The 24483-nt window shown below is 56.6% G+C and carries 23 protein-coding genes; 4 read left to right on the top strand and 19 right to left on the bottom strand.

Annotated features, from left to right (window positions below; all coding sequences use genetic code 11):
- Nucleotides 1-39: 39 nt before the first annotated feature.
- From dinB to E3U32_RS12370, 8 genes are all read right to left on the bottom strand, one after another.
- Nucleotides 40-1098 carry a DNA polymerase IV gene (dinB, locus tag E3U32_RS12405; protein WP_134349040.1) on the bottom strand — a complete coding sequence of 353 codons (1059 nt, stop codon included), beginning with the start codon at nucleotides 1096-1098 and terminating at the stop codon, nucleotides 40-42.
- 107 nt (nucleotides 1099-1205) lie between these two features.
- On the bottom strand, nucleotides 1206-1406 hold the full coding sequence (nqrM, locus tag E3U32_RS12400) for a (Na+)-NQR maturation NqrM (RefSeq protein ID WP_023293208.1): 201 nt from the start codon (nucleotides 1404-1406) through the stop codon (nucleotides 1206-1208).
- A gap of 2 nt (nucleotides 1407-1408) precedes the next feature.
- A complete protein-coding gene (gene nqrF, locus E3U32_RS12395; RefSeq protein WP_134349039.1) occupies nucleotides 1409-2632 on the bottom strand; it encodes an NADH:ubiquinone reductase (Na(+)-transporting) subunit F in 1224 nt (407 codons plus the stop codon).
- A 10-nt stretch (nucleotides 2633-2642) separates the two neighbouring features.
- Nucleotides 2643-3239: an NADH:ubiquinone reductase (Na(+)-transporting) subunit E gene (nqrE, locus tag E3U32_RS12390; RefSeq protein ID WP_044867920.1), complete on the bottom strand. Its 597-nt coding sequence runs from the start codon at nucleotides 3237-3239 to the stop codon at nucleotides 2643-2645.
- A gap of 6 nt (nucleotides 3240-3245) precedes the next feature.
- Nucleotides 3246-3884 carry an NADH:ubiquinone reductase (Na(+)-transporting) subunit D gene (locus E3U32_RS12385; RefSeq protein ID WP_008500256.1) on the bottom strand — a complete coding sequence of 213 codons (639 nt, stop codon included), beginning with the start codon at nucleotides 3882-3884 and terminating at the stop codon, nucleotides 3246-3248.
- Nucleotides 3877-4671, bottom strand: coding sequence for a Na(+)-translocating NADH-quinone reductase subunit C (locus E3U32_RS12380; RefSeq protein WP_134349038.1), 795 nt, complete (start codon nucleotides 4669-4671; stop codon nucleotides 3877-3879). The genes E3U32_RS12385 and E3U32_RS12380 overlap by 8 nt, the downstream gene beginning before the upstream one ends.
- Nucleotides 4664-5899 carry an NADH:ubiquinone reductase (Na(+)-transporting) subunit B gene (locus E3U32_RS12375; RefSeq protein ID WP_134349037.1) on the bottom strand — a complete coding sequence of 412 codons (1236 nt, stop codon included), beginning with the start codon at nucleotides 5897-5899 and terminating at the stop codon, nucleotides 4664-4666. Before E3U32_RS12375 ends, E3U32_RS12380 begins: the two co-directional genes overlap by 8 nt.
- 3 nt (nucleotides 5900-5902) lie before the next feature.
- Nucleotides 5903-7246 (bottom strand): Na(+)-translocating NADH-quinone reductase subunit A, encoded by a 1344-nt coding sequence (locus tag E3U32_RS12370; RefSeq protein WP_134349036.1) that lies wholly within the window; start codon nucleotides 7244-7246, stop codon nucleotides 5903-5905.
- A 298-nt stretch (nucleotides 7247-7544) separates the two neighbouring features.
- On the opposite strand from E3U32_RS12370, the gene dpaA reads away from it, so the two are divergent.
- Nucleotides 7545-8285, top strand: a complete 741-nt coding sequence (dpaA, locus tag E3U32_RS12365; RefSeq protein ID WP_134349035.1) for a peptidoglycan meso-diaminopimelic acid protein amidase — start codon at nucleotides 7545-7547, stop codon at nucleotides 8283-8285.
- Here dpaA and E3U32_RS12360 read toward each other — a convergent pair.
- Entirely contained in the window at nucleotides 8256-9023 is a 768-nt protein-coding gene (locus E3U32_RS12360) for a class II glutamine amidotransferase (RefSeq protein WP_010427885.1), read from the bottom strand. The genes dpaA and E3U32_RS12360 overlap by 30 nt on opposite strands.
- A gap of 48 nt (nucleotides 9024-9071) precedes the next feature.
- A complete protein-coding gene (lpcA, locus tag E3U32_RS12355) occupies nucleotides 9072-9650 on the bottom strand; it encodes a D-sedoheptulose 7-phosphate isomerase (protein ID WP_003863232.1) in 579 nt (192 codons plus the stop codon).
- A gap of 239 nt (nucleotides 9651-9889) precedes the next feature.
- Between lpcA and fadE the strand changes: the two genes are divergently transcribed.
- Both fadE and E3U32_RS12345 read left to right on the top strand, forming a co-directional pair.
- Nucleotides 9890-12334 (top strand): acyl-CoA dehydrogenase FadE, encoded by a 2445-nt coding sequence (gene fadE / locus E3U32_RS12350; protein WP_134349034.1) that lies wholly within the window; start codon nucleotides 9890-9892, stop codon nucleotides 12332-12334.
- Nucleotides 12335-12442: 108 nt separating this feature from the next.
- A complete protein-coding gene (locus tag E3U32_RS12345) occupies nucleotides 12443-13213 on the top strand; it encodes an amidohydrolase (RefSeq protein WP_134349033.1) in 771 nt (256 codons plus the stop codon).
- A gap of 84 nt (nucleotides 13214-13297) precedes the next feature.
- Here E3U32_RS12345 and E3U32_RS12340 read toward each other — a convergent pair whose 3' ends face one another.
- The 9 genes from E3U32_RS12340 to E3U32_RS12300 all read right to left on the bottom strand — a co-directional run bounded on the left by E3U32_RS12340 (nucleotide 13298) and on the right by E3U32_RS12300 (nucleotide 23659).
- On the bottom strand, nucleotides 13298-14899 hold the full coding sequence (locus E3U32_RS12340) for a gamma-glutamyltransferase family protein (protein ID WP_134349083.1): 1602 nt from the start codon (nucleotides 14897-14899) through the stop codon (nucleotides 13298-13300).
- 9 nt (nucleotides 14900-14908) lie between these two features.
- Entirely contained in the window at nucleotides 14909-15784 is an 876-nt protein-coding gene (locus tag E3U32_RS12335; RefSeq protein WP_134349032.1) for an ABC transporter permease, read from the bottom strand.
- Nucleotides 15785-15786: 2 nt separating this feature from the next.
- Nucleotides 15787-16728: an ABC transporter permease gene (locus tag E3U32_RS12330; RefSeq protein WP_134349031.1), complete on the bottom strand. Its 942-nt coding sequence runs from the start codon at nucleotides 16726-16728 to the stop codon at nucleotides 15787-15789.
- 18 nt (nucleotides 16729-16746) lie between these two features.
- Nucleotides 16747-18261: an ABC transporter substrate-binding protein gene (locus tag E3U32_RS12325; protein WP_208527911.1), complete on the bottom strand. Its 1515-nt coding sequence runs from the start codon at nucleotides 18259-18261 to the stop codon at nucleotides 16747-16749.
- Nucleotides 18262-18263: 2 nt separating this feature from the next.
- Complete coding sequence (locus E3U32_RS12320; protein WP_134349030.1) at nucleotides 18264-19346, bottom strand: ABC transporter ATP-binding protein; 1083 nt, start codon at nucleotides 19344-19346, stop codon at nucleotides 18264-18266.
- Entirely contained in the window at nucleotides 19343-20356 is a 1014-nt protein-coding gene (locus E3U32_RS12315) for an ABC transporter ATP-binding protein (RefSeq protein ID WP_134349029.1), read from the bottom strand. Before E3U32_RS12315 ends, E3U32_RS12320 begins: the two co-directional genes overlap by 4 nt.
- Nucleotides 20353-21072 carry a FadR/GntR family transcriptional regulator gene (locus E3U32_RS12310; RefSeq protein ID WP_108090747.1) on the bottom strand — a complete coding sequence of 240 codons (720 nt, stop codon included), beginning with the start codon at nucleotides 21070-21072 and terminating at the stop codon, nucleotides 20353-20355. The genes E3U32_RS12315 and E3U32_RS12310 overlap by 4 nt, the downstream gene beginning before the upstream one ends.
- A gap of 337 nt (nucleotides 21073-21409) precedes the next feature.
- Nucleotides 21410-21787 (bottom strand): hypothetical protein, encoded by a 378-nt coding sequence (locus tag E3U32_RS12305; protein ID WP_134349028.1) that lies wholly within the window; start codon nucleotides 21785-21787, stop codon nucleotides 21410-21412.
- Between the two features lie 42 nt (nucleotides 21788-21829).
- The gene (locus E3U32_RS12300; protein WP_134349027.1) at nucleotides 21830-23659 is read right to left on the bottom strand and encodes a glycosyl hydrolase family 18 protein; all 1830 of its coding nucleotides are present in this window, start codon (nucleotides 23657-23659) and stop codon (nucleotides 21830-21832) included.
- A 403-nt stretch (nucleotides 23660-24062) separates the two neighbouring features.
- Between E3U32_RS12300 and gspG the strand changes: the two genes are divergently transcribed.
- Nucleotides 24063-24482 (top strand): type II secretion system major pseudopilin GspG, encoded by a 420-nt coding sequence (gene gspG, locus E3U32_RS12295; protein WP_134349026.1) that lies wholly within the window; start codon nucleotides 24063-24065, stop codon nucleotides 24480-24482.
- The last annotated feature ends 1 nt before the right edge of the window (nucleotide 24483 follow it).

Below are 24483 nucleotides of genomic sequence, written 5' to 3'. Positions count from 1 at the left end.
CGGTGGCGCTTCGCTTACCGGGCCTACGATGGATACAACCTACAGTCCTAATACCAGCTGTCGTTCCAGTTGCGGATCCAGCAACGTGACGTGCAACCCCACCAGCCTGACCCCTCTCCCGCCCCGCCGTTCTTCCCACGCTTTTTTCGCGGTAGCGATAAGATCTTCTTTATTCAGGCGTGGCCAGACGTGCTCCTGCGTGGTCTGCTGGAAGTCATTAAATTTCAGCTTGATGCCCTGACGCGCGATCAGCAGGTCCGGTTTTACCTTTGCCAGGCGTCGCTCCAGCTCAGGATAGAGCTGTTCAGTAATAATGGTTTCGCACTCCGGCCAATCGTGAATATCTTCAATCAGCGTGCGTTCTACTCCGACGGATTTACGCAGACGCTCGTTGTTGACGTCACGGTCGTCAATCCCCTGGCTGCGCTCCCACAGCATGCGGCCAAACTTGCCAAAGCGTTTGAGCAGCATAGCGAGATCGCTTCTCTGCACATCTTCGCAGGTGCGTAATCCCATGCTTTCCAGCTTTGCGGCGGAGACTTTTCCCACCCCGGGGATTTTGCCGAGCGGCAGCGTTTTTAAAAATGCAGGTACTTCTTCCGGCGTGATGACGTACTGGCCGTTGGGCTTATTCAAATCGGAGGCAATTTTGGCGAGGAATTTAACGGGTGCCACGCCCGCCGATGCGGTCAGATTCAGCTCGTTGAAAATCGTCTGGCGGATCTCCTGAGCCATTAGCGTAGCGGAGCCGTGACAATGCACGCTGTCGGTCACATCCAGATAGGCTTCGTCCAGCGATAGTGGCTCTATCAGAGAGGTATAGCGGGAGAAGATTTCGCGAATATGAACCGAGGCCTCTTTATAAGCGTCAAACCGGCCTGGCAGGAGCGTGAGATGAGGGCAGAGCTTTAAGGCCATCGCCGTGGGCATGGCGCTGCGCACACCAAATTTGCGCGCAGGGTAGTTTGCAGTACTGATGACCCCCCGCTGCACGCGGCTGCCGCCAATGGCGATGGGAATATCCCGCAGCGCCGGGTTGTCACGCATCTCCACTGCGGCAAAAAAGCAGTCCATATCAACATGGATAATTTTGCGCATAGTAAGCCCTCACTCATTACTGGATAAGTATACAGTAAACAAATGAGGATTGAGAAGTGTGCGTGAGAATTGTCGGGTGGCGGCTTCGCCTTACCCGACCTACCAGATTAAATGATGCGCTGCTGTTCGCGCGCCATGCGTTTTTTACGGGCATCGCACGGTTCCGGGCAGTCGCACACCTTCTCCATCCCAATGGAGGATATCCCGCCGCAGCTGCCCTGTATGCTTTTACGCTTAACGATCCAGCCTAACGACATGCCGAAGATGACAAGCACAAAAACCACAAAGGTTGCCAGAAACGTCAGCATCGTCAGCCTCCAAAGTCATCGAGCATGATGTTCTCATCTTCGACGCCAAGATCTTTCAACATTTTAATCACGGCGGCGTTCATCATCGGTGGACCACACATATAGAATTCGCAGTCTTCCGGAGCGGCATGATGTTTGAGGTAGTTTTCATACAGCACGTTATGGATGAACCCCGTGTAACCGGTCCAGTTATCTTCCGGCTGCGGATCGGAGAGCGCCACATGGAAGGTAAAGTTCGGGTTTTCACGCGCCAGCTGTTCGAATTCATCATCATAGAACATCTCACGCAGCGAGCGCGCCCCGTACCAGAAGCTGATTTTACGCTTGCTGCCAAGCCGCTTCAGTTGGTCAAAGATGTGCGATCGCATCGGGGCCATACCGGCACCGCCGCCGATAAAGACCATTTCCGCGTCGGTATCTTTTGCAAAGAACTCCCCAAACGGGCCGGAGATCGTCACTTTGTCGCCCGGTTTTAGCGACCAGATATAAGAAGACATAATCCCCGGCGGCGCGTCCGGCACATTCGGTGGTGGCGTAGCGATACGCACGTTGAGCATGATAATGCCCTTTTCTTCCGGATAGTTGGCCATCGAGTAAGCGCGCAGCGTCGGCTCTTTCACCTCCGACACAAAGCGGAAGAGATTGAACTTGTCCCAGTCGGCACGGTACTCCTGCGGAACGTCAAAGTCCGCATACGCCACAGTGTGCTCCGGACACTCAATCTGAATGTATCCCCCGGCGCGGAACGGGACATCTTCCCCTTCCGGCACTCGCAGCTTCAGCTCTTTAATAAATGTGGCTTTGTTATCATTAGAGATAACCTCGCACTCCCATTTTTTAACGCCGAAGATCTCTTCCGGCAATTCAATCTTCATGTTCTGACGCACCGCGACCTGGCAGGCCAGACGGCAGCCCTCTTTTGCCTCACGCTTTGTGATATGCGCCAGCTCGGTTGGCAGAATATCGCCACCGCCCTCTTTCACCGTCACGCGGCACTGCCCGCAGGAGCCACCGCCGCCGCAGGCTGAGGAGACAAAAATGCCGTTGCCGGAGAGCGTGTTGAGCAGTTTATCCCCCGCCGGCGTGCGGATCTGATTCTGCGGCTCGTCGTTAATATCAATCACCACGTCGCCGGAATTCACCAGCTTCGCGCGCGCCGCCAGAATGAGCCCTGACAGCACCAGTACAATTAGCGTGAACATCACCACGCCAAGGATAATTTCCATCTGTTAGCCCTTATAGCTGCACACCAGAGAAGGACATAAAGCCCAGCGCCATCAACCCGGTGGTGATAAAGGTGATCCCTAAGCCACGCAGACCCGCAGGTACGTTGGCATATTTCATTTTTTCGCGGATCCCCGCCATGGTGACAATCGCCAGCATCCAGCCGATACCGGAGCCGAAACCGTAGACTACGGATTCACTGAAGTTGTAATCACGCTGAACCATAAACGAAACGCCGCCAAAGATGGCGCAGTTCACCGCGATCAGCGGCAGGAAGATCCCAAGCGCGTTGTAAAGCGACGGGAAATACCTATCAAGGATCATCTCAAGGATTTGGACCAGCGCCGCGATCACCCCGATAAAGGTGATGAAGTTCAGGAAGCTGAGGTCAACGCCTTCCACCAGCGCGCCGTCCCGCAGCACAAAGTTGTACACCAGATTGTTAATGGGAACGGAGAGCCCGAGCACGACCGTCACCGCCACGCCCAGTCCAAATGCCGTCGACACTTTTTTGGAAACCGCAAGGAACGTACACATGCCGAGGAAAAACGCGAGCGCCATGTTTTCAACAAACACCGCACGCACAAACAAACTCAGGTAATGAGCCATCGTCGGTTACTCCTTTTCCTGCTGTTCTGGTCTCAACGTACGAATCAGCCAGATCAGCAAACCGATAATGAAAAATGCGCTAGGGGCCAGCAGGAACAGCCCGTTTGGCAGATACCAGCCGCCGTTCTGCACCGTGTCCAGCACCGTGATGCCAAACAGCTTGCCGCTGCCAATGAGCTCACGCAGGAACCCGACGGTCAGCAGGATCACGCCGTAGCCGAGGCCGTTGCCGATACCGTCCATAAAGCTCGCCAGCGGCGGCATTTTCATGGCGTAGGCTTCCGCACGCCCCATGACGATACAGTTGGTGATGATCAGCCCGACAAACACCGAGAGCTGTTTGGAGGTTTCATAAGCGAAGGCGCGCAGCAGCTGATCGACCACGATCACCAGCGAGGCGATGATCGCCATCTGCACGATGATCCTCACGCTGTTGGGAATGTGGTGGCGGATCATTGAGATAAACATGCTGGAGAACGCGGTTACCAGCGTTACTGCCAGCGTCATCACCACCGCCGTTTCCAGCTTGGTCGTTACCGCCAGGGCTGAACATACGCCCAGCACCTGCAGCGTAATCGGGTTATTGGCGAGCAGTGGGCCAATGAGCACCTTTTTGACTTCTTTCAGTTCACCGGTATCAGCCATTGTTCAGCGCTCCTTCACGTACGTTTTTCAGGAAAGGACCAAAGCCCAGCTCGCCCATCCAGAAATCAAAACTGTGCTGCACGCCTTTTGATGTGAGCGTGGCGCCGGAAAGCCCGTCGACGGCGTAGTCGTCACCGGGACGTGCAGCCCCTTTCATCACCTTCAGCGCGGGAAGGCCGTTATCGTCGAGCACTTTTTTGCCGACAAACTGTGCCCGCCAGTTAGGGTTCTCAACTTCGCCACCCAGCCCCGGGGTTTCCCCCTGGTCATAGTACGTAATGCCTTTTACGGTGCGACCATCCGTATCAAGGGCCACAAAGGCGTACATCATTGACCACAGGCCGTTGCCGTAAATCGGCAGCACCATTTCCTGCACGCGTTTTTGCTCGTCGCGCACCAGGTAAATTTCGGCGAGATTGCTGCGGCGCTTAATCCCGGCGGGATCTTGCGATGCCTCGAGCGTCAGGCTCATCTGCGGATCTTTCAGCGCCAGTGCCTGGTTGAATTTTGCCGGATCTTTCTCCAGCAGTTGGCCCGTTTTTAAATCCACCAGACGCGCCGAAATCCGTTCGGCAAAGACGGCCGACACGTCATCTGCGCTCATTCCTTCCTGCATCAGGCCGGCCACGGCCAGAATGTTGCGCTGTTTATCCAGCGCACGTTGCTCCTGCTGCAGGGGTTTTAACCCCACGGCAGAACCGGCCACAATAATGGAACAAACCAGACAGAGCACCAGCACCACCAGCAGCGTTTTGCTGATGCTGTCGTTATTTTTAACTTCAGCCACGCGCCTTCCTCCGCTTAATGTTGGCCCGCACCACCAGATAATCGAAGAGTGGCGCAAACAGATTGGCAAACAGAATGGCCAGCATCATTCCTTCTGGATATGCCGGGTTGACCACGCGGATCAGGACACACATCGCGCCAATAAGCACGCCATAGCTCCATTTACCTTTATCCGTAAACGAGGCAGAGACAGGGTCGGTCGCCATGAACATCATGCCAAACGCGAAGCCACCCAGCACCAGATGCCAGTACCACGGCATGGAGAACATCGGGTTGGTGGTCGAACCGATAACATTGAACATCGTGGCGGTCAGCACCATGCCGATCATCACGCCCGCCACAATTCGCCAGGAGGCTACGCGACCGAAAAGAATAATCGCGCCGCCCAGCAAAATCATCAGCGTAGAGACTTCCCCGATGGAGCCCGGAATGTTGCCTATAAAGGCATCGAACCAGGTGACCGGCTGCCCTGTCGCGTTGTTAACCAGCGCTTCGCCGCCGTGTGCCGCCCACTGCGAAAGTGGCGTGGCGCCGGAAAAACCGTCTGCCGCCGTCCATACCAGGTCGCCCGAGATTTGTGCCGGATACGCAAAGAACAGAAACGCACGTCCCGCCAGCGCCGGGTTGAGGAAGTTCCGCCCGGTCCCGCCGAAGATCTCTTTGGCAATCACCACGCCAAAACTGATGCCTAGCGCCGCCTGCCAGAGTGGCAGCGTCGGAGGAACAATCAGGGCAAAAAGAATGGAGGTCACGAAGAAGCCTTCGTTGATCTCATGTTTACGGATGATGGCAAACAGCACTTCCCAGAAGCCGCCCACGATAAATACCGTGATGTAAATCGGCAGGAAGAAAACCGCACCCAGCGTCATCATGCTCATCCAGCCTGCATCTGCAGCGAAGCTCACCCCTAAGGACTGGGCCAGACGGTAGTGCCAGTCAGACTGGAGCACCTGCGCCAGCTGCTGTGCATCGTACATGTGGTGCAGTGCCGGAATGGTCTGCAGGCCGACGTTGTACATTCCCCAGAACATCGCCGGGAAGACCGCAAACCACACCAGAATCATCATCCGCTTGAGGTCGATGGCATCGCGAACGTGCGCCGCCCCTTTCGTCACCAGCCCAGGCGTGTAGAAAATGGTCGCTGTTGCTTCATACAGCGGGTAGTATTTTTTGAGCTTCCCTTCGGTAAAGTGCGGCTCAATTTTTTCAAAGAGGTGTTTTAAGCCCATCAGTTATCCTTCCTGCTCAATGCGGGTTAACACCTCGCGCAATACGGGTCCATATTCGTATTTTCCCGGACACACATAGGTACAGAGCGCCAGGTCTTCTTCGTCCAGCTCCAGGCAGCCCAGCGCCTGCGCGCTGTCGGTATCGCCGGCGAGGAGATCGCGCAACAGCATGGTCGGCAGAATATCCAGCGGCATGACGCGCTCGTAGTTGCCAATCGGGACCATGGCGCGCTCTCCGCCGTGCGTACTGGTCGAGAAGTTAAACAGCCTGTTACGCAGGAAGTGACCCAGCGTGGTCCGGGTGACGGAATACTTTTCCGCACCGGGCAGCACCCAGCCGAACAGCTCCTTCTCGCGACCTTCCAGCACAATGCTGACCTGCAAATGGAAACGGCCCAGATACGCCTGCGCATCAACAGCATGGCGGCCGCTGAGCACCGAACCGGAAATCAGGCGGTTTTCGCCCTCTTTTACTTCACCCACCAGCAGTTCATTGATGTCTGCGCCCAGCAGCGTCTTCACCAGACGCGGATGGCTCGCCTGCGGTCCGCCAATGGCGATAGTCCGTTCAGCGCTCAGTTCACCGGTGGTGAAGAGATGGCCAATGGCAATAACGTCCTGATAATTAAGATGCCAGACCTGTTTTGTCAGGCTTACCGGCTCAAGGAAGTGGATGTGCGTCCCAACCAGCCCCGCAGGATGCGGGCCAGCAAACTCATTAAACGTGACCTGCCCCTGCGGATGGCCGCCGAGCTTGCCGCCACCGGCCTGACAAACGTGGACTTTCCCCGACGTCAGGCGGGTTAAAAGGGTCAGCCCGGCATCAAAGGCCTTGCGCTGCGCCAGGATAACCGGCTGCGGGTCCACGCTGAGCGGGTTGGTGTCCATTGCCGTAACGAAAATTGCGGCCGGTTCCGCGCCGGGAACAGGTGATTTGCTGAAGGGACGCGTACGAAGCGCGGTCCATAAACCGGATGCCAGAAGTTGGGCCTGAACAGCGTCACGGCTCAGCGACGCGAGGTCTGCGACGTCGTAATGGGCAAATTCACGCTGTTCATTGCCTTCAATGCGGATAACCACCGACTGCAGAACGCGCCGTTCGCCACGGTTGATCGCCACAACGATGCCGCTCGCGGGTGCCGTGAACATCACGCCGGGATTTTTTTTGTCCTCAAAGAGCGCCTGTCCTTTGATAACGCGATCGCCTTCCTGTACCAGCATTGAAGGGCGCATTCCCAGGTAGTCATCGCCCAAAATGGCGACATGACGGACACTTGCGCCTGTCGAAACGTGCTGCGCTGGCACGCCTGCAATCGGCAGATCAAGTCCTTTTTTTATTTTAAACATGTGGTTAGCAGGTTTCCATGAACAACAATCCAGTGGGCGCGAAGTGTAACATTTTCCCCTTCCCGCGGGCAGGGAATCCGCCGTCGCGCGCGCCAAATTGCGAGCTAATACGCAAAGTTCCTGGAGCCATCGCAACGTTGATGGTTTATAAAGTAAAACTAATTTGTAAACTCACCGCCCGGCTCTTGCGAAAATCTCTGGTGGTGCTAATGTGAGCGCTCCTAACAGAATAATCTGATTTCGGGTCTCTTTTGCCGTCCTGGCAAGTTGGTCATGGTTTTATCAAGGAACTAGTAGTATGCGTAAAATCGCATTGTTCATTGCGATGCTTCTGATTCCGTGCATGTCGTTTGCCGGACTGCTCAGCAGTAATAGCTCAACGACGCCGGTCAGCAAAGAATATAAACAGCAGTTAATGGGATCGCCGGTTTATATTCAGATCTTCAAGGAAGAGCGCACTCTCGATCTGTTTGTAAAAATGGGTGAGACTTATCAACTGCTTGATAGCTACAAGATTTGTAACTACTCCGGCGGGCTGGGGCCAAAACAACGTCAGGGCGATTTCAAAAGTCCGGAAGGGTTTTACAACGTTCAGCGTAGCCAGCTCAAACCCGACAGCCGCTTCTATAAAGCCATTAACATCGGCTTCCCGAATGCCTACGACCGTGCCCACGGTTATGAAGGTAAATACCTGATGATCCACGGTGCCTGCGTGTCTATCGGCTGTTATGCGATGACCGACTCCGGTATTGATGAGATCTTCCAGTTTGTAACGGGTGCGCTGGTCTTTGGGCAGCCTAACGTTCAGGTCAGCATTTATCCGTTCCGCATGACGGATGCCAACATGGCCCGTCACAAGTTCTCATACTACGCGGATTTCTGGAAACAGCTTAAGCCGGGTTACGACTACTTTGAGCAGACCCACAAGCCACCGGTGGTCTCTATCGTAGATGGTCGTTACGTGGTCAGCAAACCGCTGAGCCACGAAGTCGTCCATCCACAGCTGGCGTCAAATTACACGGTCCCCGAGACAAAATAGCACCCACTCGCCTGGCATAATCTTTTGCCAGGTTTCGTTGCCCGTCAGCGGCTGCGTTGCAATGACAGTGACCACATCGTTCGGTGTGGTCTCCTTCTGAAAGTCTATCTCCACATCCTGATCGAGTAGCGTCGCAACGCCAAACGGCGCACGGCGGGTGATCCAGAACAGATTCGTTGAGCAGAACGCCATCACATAGCGCCCGTCAGAGAGCAGCATATTGAACACGCCTTTTTCGCGTAGCTCCGACGCCAGCGTCGCAATGTATTTAAACACGGCGGCCATGTTGCCAGGCGTGCGGGGATAGCGCTCCGTCAGTTTGTGAAGCAGCCAGCAGAAGGCTTTTTCACTGTCGGTTTCGCCGACCGGGCGGAAATTGCCCGTCTCAAGCGACTTATAGCCCGTGAGTTGTCCATTATGCGCGTAGGTCCAGTTACGGCCCCACAGCTCACGGGTAAACGGATGAGTATTTTCCAGCGCGACTTCACCCCGGTTTGCCTGGCGAATATGCGCAATCACCGAGCGCGACTTGATGGGATAATCCTGCACCAGTTTGGCAATCGGTGAGTTAAAGCTGGGCTGTGGATCTTTGAACGTGCGACACCCTTTGCCTTCGTAGAAGGTGATGCCCCAGCCGTCTTTATGCGGCCCGGTTCCCCCACCGCGCTGAACCAGCCCGGTGAAACTAAAGCAGATATCGGTTGGCACATTGGCGCTCATCCCGAGCAGTTCGCACATACGTCACCTCCACAACAGCGGGGGGCACCAGTGCCCCCCAGCGAAGCCTTACTTAACCATCTCTTTTTCGATCAGCTGGATCAGGATGTGGATCACTTTGATGTGAATTTCCTGAACGCGGTCTGCATAACCGAAGTGCGGAACACGAATTTCGATATCCGCCGTACCGTCCATCTTACCGCCATCTTTCCCGGTCAGGGTGATGACTTTCATCCCTTTTTCACGCGCGGCAGCGATCGCTTTGATCACATTAGCGGAGTTACCGGAGGTAGAAATCCCCAGCAGCACGTCGCCTTCACGGCCTACCGCCTCAACGTAGCGGGAAAAGATATGGTCGTAACCGAAGTCGTTACCTACGCAGGAGATGTGGCTCACGTCGGAAATCGCAATCGCCGGGTAGCCCGGACGGTTTTCACGATAGCGTCCGGTCAGCTCTTCTGCGAAGTGCATGGCGTCACAGTGGGAGCCGCCGTTACCGCAGGAGAGCACTTTGCCACCGGCTTTAAAACTGTCAGCCAGCAGGACCGCCGCGCGCTGAATAGCGTGAATATTGGCATCATCTTTCAGAAAGTTAGCCAGCGTTTCCGCCGCTTCGTTCAGTTCGTTACGAATAAGATCCTGGTACATGAGGATAATCCTTCAGTATTGATGAAATAACACAGTGGAGTGTACCGGATAGCGGGAAAAGCGAGAAGCTAAAGCCATACGAATCGCCCGGCGTTTTGTTTTTTCGTGCCGACTAAAACGCGAACAATGTGAACCAGGTTGTAATTATTTTGTAAACACATTGCTAAAGGAAATAACATCAACTACAACCATATCATCACAAGTGGTCAGACCTCCTACAAGCAAGGGAGCTTTTCTTTATGATGATTTTGAGCATTCTCGCAACCGTTGTTCTGCTCGGTGTGTTGTTCTATCACCGCGTCAGTTTATTCCTGAGCAGCCTGATTCTTCTGGCCTGGACCGCTGCACTTGGCGTCGCCGGTCTGTGGAATATCTGGCTTTTAGTCCCTCTTGCCATCATTCTTCTGCCGTTTAACTTTGCCCCGATGCGTAAATCAATGATCTCCGCGCCGGTGTTCAAGGGCTTCCGTAAAGTGATGCCGCCGATGTCGCGTACAGAGAAAGAAGCGATTGATGCGGGCACCACCTGGTGGGAAGGTGACCTGTTCCAGGGCAACCCGGACTGGAAGAAACTGCATAACTATCCGCAGCCGCGCCTGACCGCTGAAGAACAGGCCTTTATTGATGGCCCGGTGGAAGAAGCGTGCCGTATGGCGAACGACTTTGCCATCACCCATGAAATGGCTGACCTGCCGCCAGAACTGTGGGCATACCTGAAAGAACATCGCTTCTTCGCGATGATCATTAAGAAAGAGTACGGTGGTCTGGAATTCTCCGCTTACGCTCAGGCTCGCGTACTGCAAAAGCTGGCGGGCGTTTCCGGGATCCTGGCGATCACCGTTGGCGTACCGAACTCCTTAGGTCCGGGCGAGCTGCTGCAGCATTACGGTACGGAAGAACAGAAAGATCATTACCTGCCGCGTCTGGCTCGCGGTCAGGAAATTCCTTGCTTCGCGCTGACCAGCCCGGAAGCAGGCTCCGATGCGGGCGCGATTCCGGATACCGGCGTGGTCTGCATGGGCGAATGGCAGGGCGAGCAGGTGCTGGGTATGCGCCTGACCTGGAACAAGCGTTATATCACTCTGGCGCCAATCGCCACCGTGCTGGGTCTGGCCTTTAAGCTCTCTGACCCGGAAAAACTGCTGGGCGGCGAAGAAGATCTGGGCATTACCTGTGCGCTGATCCCAACCTCTACCCCTGGCGTTGAAATTGGTCGTCGTCACTTCCCGCTGAACGTACCGTTCCAGAACGGCCCAACCCGCGGCCAGGATATCTTTGTGCCGATTGATTACATCATCGGTGGCCCGAAAATGGCCGGTCAGGGCTGGCGTATGCTGGTGGAATGTCTGTCTGTGGGTCGCGGCATTACCCTGCCGTCGAACTCAACCGGTGGTCTGAAGTCCGTGGCGATGGGGATTGGTGCTTACGCCCACATCCGCCGTCAGTTTAAAATCTCCATCGGCAAGATGGAAGGTATCGAAGAGCCGCTGGCGCGTATCGCAGGCAACGCCTACGTGATGGATGCCGCTGCTTCCCTGATTACCTACGGCATCATGCTGGGCGAAAAACCGGCCGTGCTGTCCGCGATTGTGAAGTACCACTGTACCCACCGCGCGCAGCAGTCGATCATTGACGCGATGGATATCGCAGGCGGTAAGGGCATTATGCTCGGCGAAGGCAACTTCCTGGCGCGTGGCTATCAGGGCGCACCGATTGCCATCACCGTTGAGGGGGCAAACATCCTGACCCGCAGCATGATGATCTTCGGTCAGGGGGCAATTCGCTGCCATCCGTACGTGCTCGAAGAGATGGCCGCTGCGCAGAATAACGACGTGGATGCCTTCGATAAGCTGCTGTTCAAACATATCGGTCACGTGGGTAGCAACAAGGTGCGCAGCTTCTGGCTGGGCCTGACGCGCGGTCTGACCAGCGCGACGCCGACCGGCGATGCGACGAAACGTTATTACCAGCATCTTAACCGTCTGAGCGCCAACCTGGCGCTGCTGTCTGATGTCTCGATGGCGGTGCTGGGCGGTAGCCTGAAGCGTCGCGAACGTATCTCTGCCCGTCTGGGCGACGTGCTGAGCCAGATCTTCCTGGCCTCTGCGGTCCTGAAACGCTACGACGACGAAGGCCGTCAGGAAGCGGATCTGCCGCTGGTGCACTGGGGCGTTCAGGATGCGATGTATCAGGCAGAGCAGGCCATTGACGATCTGCTGGCGAACTTCCCGAACCGCTTTGTCGCAGGCGCCCTGCGCGTGGTGATCTTCCCGACCGGTCGTCATCATCTGGCACCGTCTGACAAGCTGGACCATAAAGTGGCGAAGATCCTGCAGGTACCGAGCGCAACCCGCTCCCGTATCGGCCGCGGTCAGTATCTGGCACCGACGCCGCACAACCCGGTAGGTCTGCTGGAAGAGGCGCTGCTGGACGTGATGGCTGCCGACCCGATTCACCAGAAAATTTGTAAGCAGCTGGGCAAAAACCTGCCGTTTACCCGTCTGGACGAACTGGCGAAACAGGCGCTGGCAGGTGGCATTATCAATAAAGATGAAGCTGCTCTGCTGGTGAAAGCCGAAGAGAGCCGTCTGCGCAGTATTAACGTCGATGATTTCGAACCGGACGAGCTGGCGACGCAGCCGGTAAAGCTGCCGGAGAAGCACCGTAAACCTGAAGCGGCATAACGCATTTTGCCTGCACAAACCCCGCCTCGCGCGGGGTTTTTTATTGCCACATTTTCTCGTTATGTCGTGCTACAGTGTCAAAAAGCGGTCGTTTGAGGAGTCTGAATTGTGCCTGGTCTGAAGATTTCTATTTTGCAGCAACCTTTAGTGTGGATGGATGGCCCCGCCAACCTGCGCCACTTCGATCGTCAACTGGAAGAGATTACCGGGCGAGATGTGATTGTCCTGCCTGAGATGTTCACCACCGGCTTCGCCATGGAAGCGGCGACACAGTCGATGCCGCAGGATGAGGTGGTCGCCTGGATGCATACCAAAGCGCAGCAGACGAACGCGCTGATTGCCGGTAGCGCCGCCCTGCAAACCGATCGCGGGCCGGTGAACCGCTTCCTGCTGGTTGAGCCAGAAGGGAAAGTGCATTTCTACGACAAGCGCCACCTGTTCCGCATGGCGGAAGAGCATCATCACTATGAAGCGGGTAACGAGCGCGTAGTGTTTGAGTGGCGCGGCTGGCGTATTCTGCCGCTGGTCTGCTACGACCTGCGCTTCCCGGTATGGTCACGCAACCGCAATGATTACGACCTGGCGCTGTATGTCGCCAACTGGCCTGCGCCGCGTTCTCTGCACTGGCAGTCGCTGCTTGTGGCGCGCGCGATTGAGAACCAGGCCTACGTGGTGGGCTGTAACCGGGTAGGCACTGACGGCAACGGGCATCACTATCGCGGCGACAGCCGGGTGGTGAATCCACAGGGCGAAATTATTGCGACTGCCGAGCCGCATCAGGCAACGCGTATTGATGCAGAACTGTCATTGACGGCGCTGCAGGAGTATCGCGAGAAGTTTCCGGCGTGGCAGGATGCGGATCCGTTTAGTATTGGGTGAAAAAAGCCGGGTGGCGGCTACGCCGTCCCCGGCCTACAAAAAGCACTGCGTAGGCCCGGTAAGCGCAGCGCCACCGGGCGTTAATTAACTCACCAACGCCTGCCCGTCCTTGCGGCTTTCCGTTGCGGCCACGTAGTGCCCTTCCGGCATACGGTAAATCACCTGCGCCCCGCCAAAGTTGTAATCCTGCAGCGGATCTTCCACCACGATCTGATGTCCGCGCTCGCGCAGCGCCGCGATAGTATTGCGATCGAACGTTGATTCAACGATCACCTCCCTGCCCTGCACCACGCGCCAGCGCGGGGCATCGATTGCCGCCTGCGGGTTTTGCCCGTGCAGCATTATGCGCAGCGCCATCTGCATATGCCCTTGCGCCTGCATCGGCCCGCCCATCACGCCGAAGGACATCAGCGGCTTGCCGTTGCCGTCCATCGCAAAACCCGGAATGATGGTGTGGAACGGACGCTTGCTGCCGGCCAGCGCGTTCGGGTGTTCTGGATCCAGCACAAACCCACAGCCCCGGTTTTGCAGGCTGATCCCGGTATCCGGCACCACAATACCTGACCCAAAGCCCATATAGTTGGACTGAATAAACGAAACCATCATCCCGCTGGCGTCGGCGCTGCTGATGTAGACCGTGCCGCTCTGCGTCGGGGAACCGTAGACAAAATCAGAGGCGCTATCGTGGTTGATCAGCGCCGCGCGCGACTTCAGATAACGATCGCTAAGCAGCTCTTTCGCCGCGAACGCCATGTGGTCTTCATCCGCCACGTAGCGATCGAGATCCGCCAGTGCCAGCTTCATCGCCTCAATGGACAGGTGCAGGGATTGCACAGAATCCGGATGGTGCTTCTCAATGCCGCACTGCTCCAGGATGCCGAGCGCAATCAGCGTGGCGATCCCCTGGCCGTTAGGCGGCAGCTCCTGAACCGAACCGCCCGCGAAGTCCCGCGACAGCAGGTCTACCCAGTCCACGCGATGGTTTGCCAGATCCTCAGCCGTCAGATGCGCGCCATGCTCTTTGGCGAAGGCGGCAATTTTCTGCGCCAGTTCGCCGTGGTAAAACGCGTCGCCGTTGGTTTTCGCAATCAGCTCCAGCGAGTTTGCCTGCGCCGGGTTACGGAAGATCTCCCCCACGCGCGGGGCGCGGCCTTCCGGCGCGAAGCAGGCGCTAAAGCCCGGCTGATCTTTCAGCTTGTTATAGCCGCGCTGCCAGAGATGCCCAATCAGCGGGGAGACCGGGAAACCATTGCGCGCGTAGTCAATGGCAGGCTGCGCCAGCGTGGTCAGCGGCAGCGTGCCAAAACGTTCTGCCAGGGCCACCCAGCCGGATACAGCACCCGGCACGGTCACCGCGTCCCAGCCAATTTCCGGCACCGCGGTTTTTCCGGCAAACAGATCCGCATGCCAGCTGGCAGGCGAACGACCGGACGCGTTCAGGCCGTGCAGCTTTTCGCCGTCCCAGACGATGGCAAAGGCATCGCTGCCAATCCCGTTGCCGGTCGGCTCTACCACCGTCAGCGCCATCGCGGTGGCAATGGCCGCATCAACGGCATTCCCCCCCAGCTGCAGCATCTTCATGCCCGCCTGTGCCGCCAGCGGCTGAGACGTCGCAACCGCGTTATGGCCCATCATCGGCGGGCGGCGTGAAGCGTAGCCGGAGGTAAAATCAAGCGCTTTGGTCATCATGACTCCTTAGTCGTGGCGCGGATCGAGCGCATCGCGCAGCCCGTCGCCGAGTAAATTAAAGCCCTGCACGGCAAGGAAAATCGCCACGCCGGGGAAAACGGACATCCACGGCGCCTGCTCAAGAAACCCTTTCGCGGTGTTGAGCATTGAGCCCCAGGACGGATTTGGCGGCTGCTGCCCCAGCCCCAAAAACGACAGACTGGCTTCAGCGATAATCGCCGAGGCGATGGCCAGCGTGGCCTGCACCAGGATCGGCGACATCACGTTTGGCAGGATGTATTTGATGATGATCCAGCGATCCGGCAGGCCAATCGCCCGCGCGCCGTCGATGTATTCTTCGTTACGAATGGCGATCACCTGCCCGCGCGTCAGGCGGGCGAAGATCGGCATCGCCGAAAGGCCAATGGCGATCATCGCGTTGGTGAGGCTCGGGCCCAAAAATGCCCCCAGCGCGATCGCCATGATCAGGAACGGACAGGCCAGCAGCGCCTCGATAAAGCGCGAGATCACGCCATCCCACATCTTCTGGAAGTAACCCGCCACCAGCCCCAGCGGCACGCCGATGACTACCGCGATAACAACCGACATACAGCCTGCCATCAGCGAGGTGCGCGCGCCCCAGATAATGCGCGATAAGATGTCGCGCCCCAGCTCGTCGGTGCCGAACCAGTACATCGCCGACGGCGCCTTGCGCACCGCAAGGAAGTTGGCTTTAACCGGGTCGAACGGGGCGATCCACGGCGCCAGCAGCGCCACCAGCACAAAGAAGCCCACCACCACCGCACCAATCACCGCACTTTTATTGGCGAGGAATTTCTTCAGCACCCGGTTCTGCGCGCGCGGCAGCGCGGGCGCAACGGTTTGAGTGGTCAGTTCCGCCATGATTAACCTCGCATTTTCGGGTTGATAAGGACGTAGAGCACGTCAGCCAGCAGGTTCAGCATCAGAAAGCCGATCGCCACGATCAGCACTACGCCCTGCACCACCGCATAGTCGCGGTTAAATACCGAATCGACGATCATCTTGCCGAAGCCCGGAATGGTGAAGACCTGCTCGGTCAGCACCGCGCCGCCCAGCAGCTCGCCGAACAGCAGCGTGGTGAGGGTGATCACCGGCACCAGCGCGTTGCGAAACGCGTGCTTTAAGATCACCGCTTTCGGCAATAGCCCCTTGGCCCGCGCGGTGCGGATGTAGTCCGCCTTCAGTACCGCAATCATCGACGCGCGGGTATGGCGCATCAGCGTCGCCGCCAGACCGGTTCCGAGCACGGCAGCGGGCAGCAGTAACGTACGCAGGTTCTGAAGCGGATCTTCACTGAACGGCACATAGCCAGACGCGGGCAGCCACTGCAGGTTCACCGAGAAGACCAGAATCAGCAGGATCCCCAGCCAGAAGTGGGGAATCGAGATCCCCGAGATCGCCACAAAGTTTGCCCCGTGATCGACCCAGCTGTTTTTGTTCACCGCGGCGAGGATCCCCATGCTGATGCCGAACACCAGCGCGATGATCATCGCCAGCAGCGACAGCTCCAGCGTGACCGGCAGCTTGCTGGCAATAAGCTGCGTTACCGGTTCATGCGTGCGTAAGGAGACGCCCAGATCGCCCTGCAGCGCGCGCGTCAGCCAGTTGAAATACTGCACGGGGATCGGCGCATCGAGGTTCAGCTCCGCACGCAGCTGGGCGATGACCGCCGGATCGCGCTCCTCCCCGGCCATGGCGATTAGCGGGTCACCGGGCAGCAGCTTTTGCAGCCCGAAGACCATCATGCTCACCAGCAACAGCGTTGGGACGGCCAGCAGCAGACGTTTGCAAATCAGTTCCAGCATGGGCTCTCCTCAGGACGTTTATTTCGCCAGCGTCAAACCGGCCAGACGCACGATGCCGTCCGGATAAGGCTTAAAGCCCTGCACTTTCTTGTTCAGGCCAAAAATGCGCGGCTCGAAGTAGAGGTAGGCAATCGGCATATCGGTCTGCAGCTGCTTCACCACTTTGTCGTACAGCGGCTGGCGTGCGGCCTGATCGGTGCTCTGGCGCGCCTGGGTCAGCCACTCATCGACCTGCGCGTTGCTGTAGCGGCCGTCGTTAAGCGTGCCTTTGCTGTTGATAAAGCCGTAGATGCTTCCGTCCGGATCCGGGCGACCCGACCAGCCGGAGAAGCTCAGCTGATAGTCACCGCTCTGCTGGCGATCCAGCAGCGTGGCGAATTCGGTCATCTGCAGGTTCAGGGTAAAGCCAGCCTCGGCGACCATAGCCTGAAGCACCTGGCCTACCTGCTGGGAGGTTGGGTTGTTCGGCACCAGCAGGTTGACGGTCAGCGGCGCGGTCACGCCTGCGGCTTTCAGCAAGGCTTTCGCTTTGTCGACATCGCGCGGTGGGACCGGCAGATTAACGTGATACGGGCTGACCGGCGAAAACGCCTGGTTTGCCGGGGTGTAAAGCCCTTCAAAGACCACCTGGTTTAACGCATCGCGGTCGATGGCCTGAGAAAACGCCTCGCGCACGCGGGCATCTTTGAACGGATCGTTGGCGGGTACCTTGCCGTTATTGATATTAAAGGTGATCCCCTGATAGCCCAGGCCCGTCACCTTCGCCAGCGCCAGCTTGCTGTCGGCTTCGACGGTTTTGACGTCGCTGGCGGCGATGCCTTCAGTCAGGTCGAGATCGCCCGCGCGCAGGTTAGCCAGGCGCACGGAAGCATCCGGGATCGGCAGATAGATGATTTTGTCGAAGTGGTAGGCGTCTTTGTTCCAGTAGTTGTCGAAACGGGTCAGAACAATGCGGTCCTGCGACACGCGGCTGTCGAATTTATACGGGCCGGAACAGACCGGATGAGCGGCAAAGTCAGGCTTTTTCGCCGCTTCGGGGGCCATCATCGCGCCCGCGCGGTCGGTGAGCTGCATCAGCAGCGCGGCATCGGGCGTTTTCAGGTGCAGGGCAATCTGCATCGGGCCGGTGACGACAATCGACTCCACCGACGAGATCTCGCTTTTACGCAGAGAGCCTTTCATGGTCAGGGCGCGGTCGAGGTTGTATTTCGCTGCAGCGGCATCGAATTTCTCACCGTCGTGGAAAGTGACGCCTTCACGCAAATTGAGCGTCAGGGTTTTACCGTCGTCACTCCACGCCCAGTCTTTGGCCAGACCGGGTACGACCTTCAGATTTTCATCCACATCCACCAGCCTGTCACACAGGGAGGCAAACACGAAGCGGCCATAGTAGGTGCGCGCCAGATGCGGGTCGAGCATGTCCGGGTCTGCGCCCAGACCAATACGCAGCACGCTTTCAGAATGGGCGGGCAGCGCCGCGCCAAGCAACATAACACTTCCCAGTACGGTCAAAAGAGAATTACGCATTGTCATTATCATGAGTTCCTTGAAGGAAGGGACGAGTGAGTGGCCGCGTGTTCAAACAGCGCGCGGCGGCGCAGAAAAGCGGCGGATGGCGGTGCGATCTGGATAACGCTGCGATCGCGGTTAATCTCCTGCCAGCGGTGGCAGGCAACCTGACGTCCGCCGTCGAGCACCTGATTGATCGGCTCGACCTGGCGGCATTCATCGGTGACGTACGGACAGCGGGTGTGGAAACGGCAGCCGGACGGCGGGTTAGCCGGGTTCGGCAAATCGCCCTGCAGCAGCGATGCGTCGCGTTCCACGCCGGGCTGCATCTGCGGCGCCGAGGCGATCAGCGCCTGAGTATAGGGGTGCAGCGGCGCGTCAAAAATCTCGTCGACGGTGGCAAGCTCGACGATTTGCCCGAGGTACATCACCGCCACGCGGTCGCTCATATGGCGGATAACCGCCAGACCGTGGGCGACAATCACCATCGTCAGGCCGAACTGATGCTTCAGGCTTTCAAGCAAGTTGACCACCTGCGCCTGCACGGAGACGTCCAGCGCAGAGACAGGCTCATCGCCCAGTAGCAGTTTCGGCCCCGAAGCCAGCGCGCGCGCAATGCCGATACGCTGGCGCTGCCCGCCGGAAAACTCGTGCGGGTAGCGTCCGGCCCAGGCGGCGGGCAGGCCAACGGTCTTAAGCAGCTCGGCGACGCGATACTGACGATCGGCTTTTTTCATGTTCTGGTGCAGCCACAGCGGCTCGCCAACGATCTGCTCCACCGTCATGCGCGGGTTGAGCGACGCAAAGGGATCCTGGAAGATAATTTGCAATTCACGCCGGAGCTGGTTGAGGCGAGCCCCCGATGCATGCGTGATCTCCTCCCCCTGGTAAAACACGCGCCCTTCACTGGCTTCCAGCAGACGCAGCAGCAGACGACCGAGAGTAGATTTTCCTGAACCCGACTCCCCCACTATCGCCAGCGTTTCGCCCGGCATCACGGCAAGCGAAACGCGATCGACCGCCGTGACAAACCGGGCCGGGGTAAAGAGTTTTTTGGGGCCGGGGAACAGCTTGCTTAGGTCGCGGGCTTCAAGAATGGGCGTAGTCATGCGGTCTCTCCCAGGGCAATGTGGTGTTCGAGCGGCACGCGGAAGCAGGCAACCTGATGACCAGTTCCAGGCGTAGCGAGCTGCGGTTTTTCATCATGGCAGCGCGCCTGCGCAAAGGGGCAACGGGTGGCAAAACGGCAGCCTTTCGGCATGGATTCCGGCAGCGGCACCGATCCGGGAATGGTGGAAAGCGGGCCTTTACGTGCGCCCAGAGAGGGGATCGACCCCATCAGGCCGATGGTGTAAGGGTGCTGCGGGTCGGCAAAGATGGCCTCCACGCTTCCCTGCTCCACCACCTGCCCGGCATACATCACCGCCACCTGCTGGGCGACTTCTGCCACCACGCCTAAATCATGGGTGATCATCAGCACCGCCGTGCCCGTTTCTTCTTTAAGGGTGTTGAGCAAGGCGAGAATTTGCGCCTGGATGGTGACGTCGAGCGCGGTAGTGGGTTCGTCCGCAATCAGTAATTTGGGGTGGTTAATCAGCGCCATGGCAATCATCACGCGCTGGCGCATTCCGCCGGATAGCTGGTGAGGGTACGCTTTCAATCTCATCTCTGCGGCCGGGATCTGTACCTTCTCGAGGATCTGCAGCGCGACCTTCATCGCCTCTGCGCGCGAGACGTTCTGGTGTCGCATTACCGCTTCGCTAAGCTGATCGCCCAGCGTAAACGCCGGGTTAAGCGAGGTCATGGGCTCCTGGAAAATCATCGCCAGCTCGCTGCCGCGCAGATCGGCATATTCCCGCGGCGAGAGCTTGCGCAGATCGTGACGGCGAAACTGCATCTCCCCGCTGACAATCTGCGCGCTGGCAGGCAGCAATCCCATCAGCGCCAATGAGGTGATACTTTTCCCGCAGCCTGACTCCCCCACCAGCGCCAGCGTTTCGCCCGCTTTGACCGTCAGGGAAATGCCGTCCAGTACGCTCACCGGAGAGCCGGAAAATTTGACGTTGAGATTATTCAGCCGCAGTACAGGCGTGGAATCCTTAAACGGGATCGTCGTCATAGCGTGAAGTCGTCCTCAAGGTGGATAGCATGAATCAGGGCGGTTTGCAGGCTAAGCAGGTGTTCGCGCATGGCGGCCGCTGCCTCGTTAGGCTGGCGATGGATAATCGCAGACATGATCTTGTGATGGTGGTCGTTATAGCTATCGACACGTTCGGGCGTGCGGGCTAATTCACGCAGATGCTGCCAGCCCGGTTCACGTCTGACGGCATCAATGGCATCAAACAGGCCGAGCATCAGGCGATTACCCGCCGCTTCCGCAATGGCGCGGTGAAAGGCGCTATCCCACAGTTCGTTGAGATCGCGGTCATCCGGGCTGACCTTATCAATGCGTTCCAGCATGCGCTGCATAAGCGCGAGGTTTTCCCTGGTGGCACGCAGTGCCGCAAGCCGGGCTAAGCCGGGTTCGAGCTGTAGGCGAGCTTCCATCACTTCCAGAAGGTTGGTTTGCTGAACCAATCCCTGAAGGGCCAGGGGTTCAACAGGTGCCGCCGGACCGATAAACGTTCCTTTGCCCTGCTTACGCCAGATGCGCCCCTCTTCTTCCAGCACATCCAGCGCACGACGCACTTCACGTCGTCCTACGCCGAGAGTCTCCGATAGCTCACGTTCTGTGGGCAGCGGAGTGCCTGGTGTTGACTCGTGCTGGTTGATTAGCCCGCGCAGCTGTTCAAGCGCGGTGCTGGAATTTGCCAGAAACCGTGACGGTTTTTCCATATTGGTTCGCTCGCTTTCATCATTACTTTATTTTTATTAACGATAAGCTATTGATATGACGTTCTACTTACCGTGCTAATGATTAAGCAATAAACGAACCAATCTTTCATTGGTTCATGAATCTTTTGGAAAAAGAATAAGAAATTAACGGGTTACAGCAATACGTTGTTACAAATGTAGCCGATGCTGGAAGCTGGCATCTGAGAAAAAGAACATAAAACGCACAACCATAGTGCAAATAACGCACCATTGTTGTGCAAATGTTAATTAGGTGCACCATTTTAAGCAACATTGCATTAACAAAAAGTAATACAAGTCTTGTACCGGTCGTATTCACTTAATGGTTTAGCACCAGCCGGTGCGATACATCCGATGAGGGCAGATGAATAATCACCTCTTTCTGTAACGGCAAATGGTGCGGACACGCGCCCATTACCTGCAGCGTCTCGCCCGGTAAAATGGTGTCGGTATGCAGCATTAACCCCATCTCATCGGGCATCAATACGATCGACTTTTTAAGGTGAACCGCGGTTGTACCGGTGTTGGTAACCATCAGTTTGTCCCCTTTTGCCAGCCATACCAGCGTCTTCCAGTTTTGTTTTTCTGCGACATGCTGTTGCGCAGCCTGAAGGGCCTGCGCATTCGCCATCTGCGTGAGCGGAGCGGAAAATAGTACAATCAACGGCACGGCAATCAGCGTCCTTAACATCATCACTCTGGCTCCTGAAAATGGCCCCCATGCGAGGGCCGTGAAAGATTAAGGGACAGGCTGCCACAGCGCCGGAGCCATAGAAGGCGCCCAGTGAGCCATAGAAGGATGAGCCTGCAGGCAGCGATACTGCTTGCCTTCATACGTCACCACCTCTCCCACTTTGTAGTTCACACCGACTTTCCACTCGCCTTCTGGCCCAGGTGTCACCGTCCCTTCGTCCGTCGTGGCCTTGAGTGGCGCACTCGCCTGCGACTGACCTTTGGCGTTTTCTGCGATCACCTGATAGATGTAGGTCGTGCCCGCGCGCAGGCCTGTGTCGTAAATCTGCGTACCTTTCTCGATAAGCAGCTCCTTCCCGTCGCGCAGTACGCGGTATTTCTCCGCCTTGTCTACCGCATTCCATTTCACCGTCAGGCTGTTTTCCGTCTTCGAAACCACCGCCAGTCCAGTTGGCTGACCTGGGAGCCCTTCATCAACGACAATGGTCTTCACCTCAACCACATTACTGCTTTTTGAGATATTGCCTGCCGCATCACGCGCTTTCACGAAATAGTGGTAGGTCACGCCACTGGTAACCACATCGTTATCGGTCCAACTGAGACCCGTTGAGGTACCGACCTGAGCGTCATCACGGTAGATGTCATATCCCGTCACCCCTACCTCATCTTCGGATGCATTCCAGCCGAGGGTGATTGTTGTATTGTTTTCCAACACCTTGAGTTTCGTCGGCTCGGTAGGTGCAACAGTATCTACCGGGCGATCGGGCGACATCAGATCGGCGCGCTCTTTCATTTCATTGAAGTAGTCAACCTGCTGAGGTATGGATAACTGCTGGTCGTTTATGCCCAACGCCCAGATAAAGAACCCGCCGTAGCCTTTCTCCGCCTGCCAGCCCGCACGGTTTACGTTATTCTGGCGGCTCTCAACAAAGCGCTGTTCTGGATCGGGTGTCCACTGGGAGTTAATGGTCTGGCCGAGAACGATTTTGCTTTTATCGCCAATGGCACGGGTGTAGTTGGCCATCGCCACGTCATACTTAAAGCGCGGGCCGGCGTCATAGGCCATGACGTTGAAGAAATCGAAAACGTCTTTCCCCTGGGTCAGCAGCGGCAGCACTTCGCCGTGGTGTGAAGAGCGGTTCGGCTCAACGAAGGAGCAATTCTCTGTTACCGCACTATTGGAGCAGCCTTCCGGGTCAGCGCCAACATGATAGGTGGTCAGGCTCAGCAGCTTTTTGCTGCCAGAGGCATTGAGCAGTTCGCGTACCCGCGTAGCCAGTTTCAGTACGCTGTCGTTTTCTTTTGGGGTGACGCGTTCTGGTTTTTCAAAGTCAAAATCGATGCCATCAAGCTGAACGGTACCGGCCATCTGGTAATGCGTCATATCACATTTGCCTTCCCAGTTGGCACTCAGGCATTCGCCAACCATCTCTTCCGGCTTCAGGTTCTTTTTATATACCGGGAAGTTGGTGTTGAGCAGTTTCACCAGATTCTGCGCCAGCGTTTCTCGCGTTTGATCGTTATTCAGATAAGGCCACATAGAGGAGTAAGTTTCACCTCCGAGCGCCAGCATCATTTTTTTCTCAGGCTGCGCCAGCTTCAGCTGGCTCCACACCACGTAGGGAGCATTGATGTCCCACGCATTATACTGCGGTACCGACATGATATTATCTGAGCTGGACATATTACCGTGCTCATCCCAGCCGCCAAATGAAATCAGGAAGGTATCGGCTTTCACCTCTTTCATAGCCTCAATGGAATCAACCGAAATACCCCAGGAGGTAAGATAGGTGACTGCTCGAGGTGCCTGCGCCGCGAAAGCCGACTGCGCCATTAATGCGCTACCAATTAACAGAGATAATGTGAGTTTTTTCATCAAAGTTCCTTATCGCTTTGTGATGATAGTCCTGTGGATTACCTCTCAAATTGTCTTTTTTTTTAGCGCTAAGATCGTTGGGGATAAAAGAGAAGAGAGTCAGGAAACCGTCCGCATTAAATAAGAAATATCTTTTGCTAAAAAAGTCCGCGCCATTTATATTTATTCCGCCGCAGGACATCTGCCATTATTTACACATACGAAATCAATCAGAAATATCTCCCGTATTTATAATAAATTCCTCAACGACAAATCGAGAAAATTCTCGCATCCTGTAAGACGCTTCTTTATTTAACTTTCCCATCTTCACTACTTAAAAAAGATGGCATACCTATGTGCCCACGCTTTTTTCAGGGAAAATTCAGAAATTAATCACAACTTATATCCAATAAGGACGCTCTCAATGAAATACGCAACAAACGTGATGCGAAAACAGGGTGGTTTCACCCTGCTTGAATTGCTGGTCGTACTGATGATTATTGCGCTGCTGGCAGGGTTTGTCGGACCTAAGGTCTTCTCCAATGTCGACTCGGCTAAAGAGAAAACCGCTGCCCGACAGATGCGCTCACTTGCTGAGGCACTAGGGCAATATCGCCTCGACACCGGCAGTTATCCAAGTGAAACGCAAGGGCTGAAAGCACTGACCGAGAAACCGTCCAACGTGCAAAACTGGAATGGCCCTTATCTCAGCCAGCATGTGCCGTTAGACCCCTGGGGAAATCCCTATCAGTTTCATAACCCCTCGCGGACAAAAGACGCCATTAATGAAGTCGAAATTACTTCCGGTGGTAAAGACGGTAAGCCTGTCACGTACGGATTCTGAA

The organism is Lelliottia nimipressuralis (assembly GCF_004402045.1).
Taxonomy (GTDB): domain Bacteria; phylum Pseudomonadota; class Gammaproteobacteria; order Enterobacterales; family Enterobacteriaceae; genus Enterobacter; species Enterobacter chinensis.
This window is presented reverse-complemented; position numbering and strand designations above follow the sequence as displayed.

Excerpts from the sequence above, each read along its gene's own strand:
- dinB (WP_134349040.1), bottom strand. The coding sequence starts at position 1,098 with ATGCGCAAAATTATCCATGTTGATATGGACTGCTTTTTTGCCGCAGTG.
- nqrM (WP_023293208.1), bottom strand. The coding sequence starts at position 1,406 with ATGCTGACGTTTCTGGCAACCTTTGTGGTTTTTGTGCTTGTCATCTTC.
- nqrF (WP_134349039.1), bottom strand. The coding sequence starts at position 2,632 with ATGGAAATTATCCTTGGCGTGGTGATGTTCACGCTAATTGTACTGGTG.
- nqrE (WP_044867920.1), bottom strand. The coding sequence starts at position 3,239 with ATGGCTCATTACCTGAGTTTGTTTGTGCGTGCGGTGTTTGTTGAAAAC.
- E3U32_RS12385 (WP_008500256.1), bottom strand. The coding sequence starts at position 3,884 with ATGGCTGATACCGGTGAACTGAAAGAAGTCAAAAAGGTGCTCATTGGC.
- E3U32_RS12375 (WP_134349037.1), bottom strand. The coding sequence starts at position 5,899 with ATGGGCTTAAAACACCTCTTTGAAAAAATTGAGCCGCACTTTACCGAA.
- E3U32_RS12370 (WP_134349036.1), bottom strand. The coding sequence starts at position 7,246 with ATGTTTAAAATAAAAAAAGGACTTGATCTGCCGATTGCAGGCGTGCCA.
- dpaA (WP_134349035.1), top strand. The coding sequence starts at position 7,545 with ATGCGTAAAATCGCATTGTTCATTGCGATGCTTCTGATTCCGTGCATG.
- E3U32_RS12360 (WP_010427885.1), bottom strand. The coding sequence starts at position 9,023 with ATGTGCGAACTGCTCGGGATGAGCGCCAATGTGCCAACCGATATCTGC.
- lpcA (WP_003863232.1), bottom strand. The coding sequence starts at position 9,650 with ATGTACCAGGATCTTATTCGTAACGAACTGAACGAAGCGGCGGAAACG.
- fadE (WP_134349034.1), top strand. The coding sequence starts at position 9,890 with ATGATGATTTTGAGCATTCTCGCAACCGTTGTTCTGCTCGGTGTGTTG.
- E3U32_RS12340 (WP_134349083.1), bottom strand. The coding sequence starts at position 14,899 with ATGACCAAAGCGCTTGATTTTACCTCCGGCTACGCTTCACGCCGCCCG.
- E3U32_RS12335 (WP_134349032.1), bottom strand. The coding sequence starts at position 15,784 with ATGGCGGAACTGACCACTCAAACCGTTGCGCCCGCGCTGCCGCGCGCG.
- E3U32_RS12330 (WP_134349031.1), bottom strand. The coding sequence starts at position 16,728 with ATGCTGGAACTGATTTGCAAACGTCTGCTGCTGGCCGTCCCAACGCTG.
- E3U32_RS12325 (WP_208527911.1), bottom strand. The coding sequence starts at position 18,261 with ATGACAATGCGTAATTCTCTTTTGACCGTACTGGGAAGTGTTATGTTG.
- E3U32_RS12320 (WP_134349030.1), bottom strand. The coding sequence starts at position 19,346 with ATGACTACGCCCATTCTTGAAGCCCGCGACCTAAGCAAGCTGTTCCCC.
- E3U32_RS12315 (WP_134349029.1), bottom strand. The coding sequence starts at position 20,356 with ATGACGACGATCCCGTTTAAGGATTCCACGCCTGTACTGCGGCTGAAT.
- E3U32_RS12310 (WP_108090747.1), bottom strand. The coding sequence starts at position 21,072 with ATGGAAAAACCGTCACGGTTTCTGGCAAATTCCAGCACCGCGCTTGAA.
- E3U32_RS12300 (WP_134349027.1), bottom strand. The coding sequence starts at position 23,659 with ATGAAAAAACTCACATTATCTCTGTTAATTGGTAGCGCATTAATGGCG.
- gspG (WP_134349026.1), top strand. The coding sequence starts at position 24,063 with ATGAAATACGCAACAAACGTGATGCGAAAACAGGGTGGTTTCACCCTG.